The 6,600-nt window shown below is 61.1% G+C and carries 5 protein-coding genes and 1 tRNA gene; 1 reads left to right on the plus strand and 5 read right to left on the minus strand.

Going from position 1 to position 6,600, the window contains the following annotated elements; all coding sequences use genetic code 11:
- Positions 1-6: 6 nt before the first annotated feature.
- The 5 genes from recO to NJLHNGOC_RS14370 form a co-directional block, all read right to left on the minus strand.
- Positions 7-786 carry a DNA repair protein RecO gene (gene recO / locus NJLHNGOC_RS14350; protein ID WP_113596981.1) on the minus strand — a complete coding sequence of 260 codons (780 nt, stop codon included), beginning with the start codon at positions 784-786 and terminating at the stop codon, positions 7-9.
- A 48-nt stretch (positions 787-834) separates the two neighbouring features.
- Entirely contained in the window at positions 835-1,740 is a 906-nt protein-coding gene (gene tsf / locus NJLHNGOC_RS14355; protein WP_113596975.1) for a translation elongation factor Ts, read from the minus strand.
- 134 nt (positions 1,741-1,874) lie between these two features.
- On the minus strand, positions 1,875-2,675 hold the full coding sequence (gene rpsB / locus NJLHNGOC_RS14360; protein ID WP_113596976.1) for a 30S ribosomal protein S2: 801 nt from the start codon (positions 2,673-2,675) through the stop codon (positions 1,875-1,877).
- Positions 2,676-2,881: 206 nt separating this feature from the next.
- A complete protein-coding gene (locus NJLHNGOC_RS14365; protein ID WP_113596977.1) occupies positions 2,882-4,219 on the minus strand; it encodes a lipopolysaccharide biosynthesis protein in 1,338 nt (445 codons plus the stop codon).
- A gap of 201 nt (positions 4,220-4,420) precedes the next feature.
- Positions 4,421-5,737, minus strand: coding sequence for an O-antigen ligase family protein (locus tag NJLHNGOC_RS14370; protein WP_239021555.1), 1,317 nt, complete (start codon positions 5,735-5,737; stop codon positions 4,421-4,423).
- Positions 5,738-6,018: 281 nt separating this feature from the next.
- Between NJLHNGOC_RS14370 and NJLHNGOC_RS14375 the strand changes: the two genes are divergently transcribed.
- Positions 6,019-6,108, plus strand: a tRNA-Ser gene (locus tag NJLHNGOC_RS14375).
- The last annotated feature ends 492 nt before the right edge of the window (positions 6,109-6,600 follow it).

The following is a 6,600-nucleotide window of genomic DNA, read 5'->3' on the forward strand; positions in this document are numbered from 1 at the left end:
GTAAAACTATTCCACGTCTTCGGATGGGACTGCCGGATCTCCGTTTTCCGCCATTTTCGCGACCATGTCCATCAACCGGACACGCGCGGCGGGCAATGGACGATGACGCTGCCCAAATGCGTCACGGGCCAGGAAATGTCCCGTCAGGCGTAATCCGTCCCGCCATTGGACAGGCGTGCCATCCTGTGACGGGTCTAGCAAGAACGCGGGAAGAGGCAGCAGGCGGTCACGCCACTGCCCGGCATGTTCATCGCTGACCGCGCGCCCGCTGCGGGGGGAGACCCATTTCAGGTTGTCGGATTGTCCACTGACGGCGCAGGCGCCAAGGTCAAGCCCGAAGCCAAGTTCCGACAGAAGACAGACCTCCCACCGGACAAGGGCGGCCATTGCGGCCTGTTCCGTGCCGATCGGGTCCAGGCTGATCCATGCCAGCAGCCGGGTCAGTTCATGAAAAACGGCGGGATGTGCCTCGCGCTCCGGCAGGCTGCCATCCGCCAGCGCGCACATAGAGGCCAGCATCGCAAGCTGCAGGGGAAAATCCAGCAGCCGCGCGGCGGAGGCATGGACCATTTCCCCGCGGATACCGCCCAGCTGATCGGCAAGGCGGGCATTCCACCGGGCCGTAATCAGGTTGCCGGCCTGCCAGATCGGCCGTCCCTGCCGCGATGCGCCACCACGCGCCATGCCGTGATACAGGCCATGTTCCCCCGTGAGCACATGGACAAGCATGCTGGTTTCGCCATAAGGCGTCGCGGAAAGCACAAGGGCGGGGGCTTCCCATTCCATCAGGAAACCCCCGCCCCGTTCAGAATGCCGAAGAAACCCGGCAATCAATCAGTGACCGGCAGCCTTTGCCACTTCGGCGGCAAAGTCATTTTCTTCCTTCTCGATGCCTTCACCAAGCTGGAAGCGATCAAAGCCGACAAGCTTCGCGCCTGCCTTTTCAACTATGGCGCGGACGCGGCTTTCGCCATCATGCACCCACACCTGCTCCAGCAGGACGACTTCTTCATAGAACTTGCGAATGCGGCCTTCGACCATCTTGTTGATGATCGCTTCCGGCTTGCCGGATGCCTTCGCCTGTTCCACCAGAACCGCGCGCTCACGCTCCAGCGCCTGGGGATCGACGCCATCGATATCCAGCGACGCGGGACGGGTTGCCGCCACGTGCATGCCGATCTGACGACCCAGCGTTTCCAGCGCTTCGCTGGCGCTCGGGGCTTCCACAGCAGCCAGAACGCCGATCTTGCCCAGTCCGGGGCTAACGGCGGAATGGATGTAGGTCGCGACGACGCCCGACGGCACCTTCAGCACGCGGGCGCGACGGATGGACATGTTTTCGCCGATGGTGGCGATCAGGTGCGTCAGTTCGTCGGCAACGGTGCGACCGCTCTTCAGGACGGCGCCCTTCAGCTTTTCCAGATCCTCGCCAACCTTCAGGGCCGCTTCGGCCACTTCGGTCACGAATTTCTGGAAATGTTCGTTGCGCGCGACGAAATCCGTCTCCGCGTTCACCTCGACCATGGCGGCGGCATTCGGGGCGGATGCGACGCCAACCAGACCTTCGGCGGTAACACGACCGGACTTCTTGGCCGCGGCGGACAGGCCCTTCTTGCGCAGCCAGTCGATCGCGCCCTCGATATCGCCCTGCGCCTCGGTCAGCGCCTTTTTGCAATCCATCATGCCGGCGCCGGTCTTCTCACGAAGATCCTTGACCAGAGCTGCGGTAATTGCCGCCATTATCTCTATCTCCTCACGACAGGCATGCGCCCTGCCTGTGGCAGGGCGCATCCTTGTAATCCGGTATTCTCCGGGCCGCAGTCCGACCCGTTCGACCGCCCGGCCCCATGCGGGACCGGTGGCCGATCAGGCCATCAGGCCGCAGGCGTCGCCGTCGGCGCTGCCGCAGCTTCGGTCGCGGCCACTTCGATCGCCGGATCGACCGGCAGTTCTTCCGCCGCACCGAAATCTTCGCCCGATGCGCCCAGTTCCGCCGAAATGCCGTCCAGCACCGCGCCGGACACCAGTTCGCAATACAGGGCGATCGCGCGGATGGCGTCATCGTTACCCGGGATGGGGTAGGTCACGCCACGCGGGTCGGAGTTGCTGTCGAGGACGGCGACAACCGGGATACCCAGCTTGTTGGCTTCTTCAACCGCCAGCTTTTCCTTGTTCGTGTCGATCACGAACAGGATGTCCGGCAGGCCGCCCATTTCCTTGATCCCGCCCAGCGAACGTTCCAGCTTTTCACGGTCGCGCGTGATGTCCAGAACTTCCTTCTTGGTCAGACCCTGCGTGCCGTTTTCCAGCATTTCGTCGATGCCGCGCAGGCGCTTGATCGAACCGGTGATCGTCTTCCAGTTCGTCAGCATGCCACCCAGCCAGCGGTGGTTGACATAGTACTGTCCGCAACGCTTGGCCGCTTCGGCAATCTGGTCGGCCGCCGCGCGCTTGGTGCCGACGAACAGGACGCGCCCACCGCCCGCGACGGTGTCACGGATCGCCTTGAGCGCGCGATCGAGCATGGGGACGGTCTGCTGCAGGTCGATGATGTGAACCTGGTTGCGCACACCGAACAGGAACGGCGCCATGCGCGGGTTCCAGCGGCGGGTGTGGTGACCGAAGTGCACGCCGGACTCAAGCAGCTGGCGCATTGTGAATTCAGGCATGGCCATTGTGGCTCAATCCTTGTCTTCTGGTTTGTCCTCCGTGAAGCGCCGGTCCATCGCGGGACACCAGAGGCTCATGCTTCACGTGCGAATTGCCATGGCATTCAGGCCACGGCACGACGCGATATGGCGGTTTTCAGCCCGGATTGCAAGTATCCCCCGCCATCGCGGCCGGAATTTATTTCCCCTGCCCTTTCCGCCGGGCGGCAATGTCAGTGATCCGTGACTTCGCGGGGGCGGTGGCCGGGGGCGACCTTCGAAAACCAGACGATCACGGGACGCATGCAGATCAGCAGCATCATCAGGGAGGCGACCACGGACGCCGCCGCTGCCCCCGCCAGATGCCATTTCGACGCCATGACATAGACCAGCGGGAGATAGGTGATCGTCACGACGATGCGCCCGATCAGGACATGCGATACCTTCCCCACCACCGTCAGCAGGGGTTCGAGCGGCACGATCCCCAGCCCCATGATGGCATTGCCCAGCATCAGCATGATCATCAGGCTGCCACCCGGCCAGTGGACCTGCAGCATCCATGTCAGGAACGTGTTGCCCGCCACCAGCGCAAAGGCCATCAGGACCAGCGAAAAACCGCCAATCAGCATGAACAGGCGCAGCGTGACGTGCTTCAGCCCGTACCAGTCGTGTTTTTCACGCAGGCGGATGAACTCGGGATAAAGCGCGGGCATCATCAGTTGCGCCGGTTTTGCGATCCCGTCACCGATCTGGCGCGACACGCGATAGACGGCAGCATCCGTCGGCCCCAGCAGTCCCCCGACCAGCAGGGTCCCGAACTGGTTGAAGACGGTCCCGAGGACATGATTGCCGCTGGTCGAAAGGGTAAAGCGCCATATTCCCGGCGCGTCGGTGATGCGTATCGGATGGAAAAGCCGGAAGGTCCCGACCTTGCCGTCATTACGCAGCAGCCACCAGCCCATGACACTGTTGGTGATGAACATGGCCAGCTGGGTCATGCTCCACACCAGCAGGAAATAATCCAGCCCCAGATGCAGCCACAGGCCAAGCCCCGTGCCGACCATGCGCACGGCCACGCCGGACAGGTCGCATGCACTGCTCAGCCAGAAAGCGTTGCACAGCCTGAATACGCCGGTGGACCAGCCGGTGTTCATGAACGAAATGGTCAGCATGTAGAACATGGCGGCCGCCTGATCCGCCTGTGGCCACCCCATGGAGGTGCCAAACAGCCACACGCCAAGCATCCCGACCAGTGACCCCACCGCCCCGCTGAGCAGGTCCGCGCGCATGCAGAAAAACAGCAGTCGGTTAAAACGTGACAGATCCCCTTTCTGGAAGGGTTCGGTGCCGTAATGCAGCAGGGGCTGCCACGATTGCAGGTGGGTGGCGGCCGAAATGGCGGACCCGAACGTGGTCACCAGCATCAGGACGCCGAACTGCGACAGCCCCAGCGCGCGCACGGCCCATGCCATGTACAGGAAACTGCACACGGCATTCGTCGCGCGGCCCGCGACAAGAAACCCGGTATTGCCAAATATACGCCTCAGCGTGGCAGTATCCTCAACCGCCATGAGATATCCTGAGGCCCGGCATATACGGCCGGAATGTCTCTGTTGTAACGGACGGGGAAATAATCACACCTGCTTTTGTTTCCTGCCACCAGTCAGGGCGGCGAATTCCCACAAGGTGCGTCGTGATCGGGCCTGAGGCAATGATATCCATCGCGACGTATTGTAAAACGCTCACCCGGCCAAGGCCACCCCCATTGATTTTCAGGCAGATGACATACCATGGCCGGCCCGCGTCACGGCGGAACCGTCGCCGTCTTCCCGAGTGCAGACCGCCAGCGCCCATCCCAGCGCAAGGAAGACCCATCCCGCGGTCGGCTGGGTCGAGAATGAGCTGGTGGACTGCAGGGGCCACACGATGACGAAGGCCAGCACGCAGGGAACCATCTGCCCGGCGGTCATATGCCCCCGCCGCAGCACCGCTGCCATGGGACGCAGCAGGCATGCCACCACAAGGCAGAAAAGGACACATCCCGGCCAGCCCGCCATCGTTGCGACCTGAAGATAGTAATTATGGGGATGCAGGTTGCAGCCGGGCGCCCCGCCATGCGGGCCATCGGGAATGCCAAGCGCCGGAAGGCCGTGGAAATAGGCAGGATTGGGACAGTTGATGCGGAACCCGTCATAACCGAACCCGACCCAGGGATGATCCTTCAGCATGACCATCGCCCTGATGAAAAGCATTCCATACGGGCTGTCGGCAAAATGGTGCATCTGGTGTTCGAAACTGATGACCAGCTTGTTGTACGCCTGCGGTGCGACCACGGGCGAAAGGACGATCCCCACCATCCCGATCAGGCAGGCAATAAGGAACGGCATCCGGAGTGAGCGCACCAGCAGCGCAAGGCAGAGCGTCCCGAACAGGAACAGCAGGGTCGGCATACGCTGCGAAATCAGCAGGAATGTCAGGACCAGCAGGACAAGAATGCACCCCGCATACACCAGGCCGGATCGGTTGCGCCGCTGCGCAAGGGAAAGAATGGCGGGCATCAGCCCGGCAAAGGCGGTCATGAACAGCGCCTGCCCCGCGCGCGGCGCCCATAACGGCCCCAGCAGGGCGCCGTCTTCCCACCGGCTATATCCCATCAGGTTGCGGCCACAGATATATTGCTGCCAGCTTCCCGCGACAATCCACAGCGCCACGACGGCATATGCCACCCTCAGCCGCCGCCTGTCCTGTGGATCGGTCAGGATCCAATAAGCCATCGCCGCGACAAAGACAGGATATCGCACCAGCAGCACGGACTGTAACACCGCGTGCCCGGACCCCACATGTGCCGACGCCAGCACGAGGTCCATGCCAAGCAGGAGGGAGAAGACAAACCATGGCTGACGCAGCCACCCCCATTCCCGGCACAGCGCGCTGCGCACAAGGAACGCGCCCGCAATCACGCACATGAGGATTTCAGACGGGGCAAGCGCGTAGCAGAGCAGAAGCGGAAACGTAAATGTTCCCCAGACCGCCAGACGTTTCATCCATGCGGCGCAGGACAGCCGACGGGCGCTGATGATATCGGGCATGACACTTTCAGAAATTCGATCGGCACAAACAGCCGCATATGGATGAAACAGGCCATTCACCTGGCAGGAATCGCCACGTTCCGTATTCCACACTTTCCCCGGCGGGACCTACATTACATTTCCCGCAGGGGACAGGAATATGCCCCCGACCACAGCCATCCCATGTGCTTCGGCAAAGTAATTGTTATATTTCAATCTGTTAGTCTTGCGCCGCCCACCACTTGCAATGGAAGGCTTTTTACATCATAAGCCAAGGACAGGCAGTAAACCTGCCTTGCGATGGATGGGTGGCCGAGTGGTTGAAGGCTCCAGTCTTGAAAACTGGCGTGCGGGTAACCGTACCGTGGGTTCGAATCCCACCCCATCCGCCATATCCCGTTACCACCCGGCATCGCGCTGTATCAGAAGTCTTGGTTTCCCAGCGGTTTTTGTGTTTTTTACATCTCCATTGTTCCCTTTTTGTATCACGCAACCCCAACAAAAGGCGGGTATGCAGCGGGTATGAAACAGTCAGGGAGCGGGTATGGAAAGAAACGGCATGCTGACTGACACGAAAATCAGGGACACCCAGCAGCCCGCAACACCGTGGCGCAAGCGCGGGAACTGTTCCCCTACCCCAAAATGCACACGGCTGCGCTGTCTGTCCGGTTCGGAAGATCTGACAACGCATGGAACAGGAAAAGAAGGCTGAGGAAGCCCGCAAATCCGACGTTCAGCAGATCAGGTATCAAGTTTTAATATATGCTTGTGAAAATGTCGCTTGACGATCATTCGTCCGCGCATTTGCATTACGGGATTATACGGATAGTGCTTAGGTTCAGGACCTATTAATTTATTGAACTGAGTGGGGCATTGTGATTCAC

This window comes from Novacetimonas cocois, from assembly GCF_003311635.1.
Classification (GTDB): Bacteria; Pseudomonadota; Alphaproteobacteria; order Acetobacterales; family Acetobacteraceae; genus Novacetimonas; species Novacetimonas cocois.